This is a genomic window from Rosenbergiella epipactidis, from assembly GCF_018494055.1.
GTDB classification, from domain to species: domain Bacteria; phylum Pseudomonadota; class Gammaproteobacteria; order Enterobacterales; family Enterobacteriaceae; genus Rosenbergiella; species Rosenbergiella epipactidis.
In genome coordinates this window covers 1-221 of sequence record NZ_JABBFQ010000033.1, presented here as the reverse complement: position 1 = coordinate 221, position 221 = coordinate 1, and the positions used below count along the sequence as shown (strand labels likewise).

Annotated in this window: 1 protein-coding gene; it reads left to right on the top strand. The window is 57.0% G+C overall.

Features of this window, described 5'->3' with window-relative positions:
* Positions 1-221: Ig-like domain-containing protein (locus HGT71_RS15690; protein WP_214218612.1), on the top strand; the 221-nt coding region annotated here is incomplete at both ends.

Genomic DNA, 221 nt, shown 5'->3' with positions numbered 1-221 from the left:
ACTGGTAAGGCGGAAGCTGGCTCAACCGTTACCATCAAAGATGCTGAGGACAACACAATCGGCAACGCCACGGTTGCTGCGGACGGCAGCTTCACTACGACGCTAGATCCCGCACAAACTAATGGTGAGACCTTAAGCGCGACAGCGACAGATACTGCGGGGAATACCTCTGCAGCAACCACTACTTCTGCGCCAGATACCACCGCGCCAACAGCGCCGAC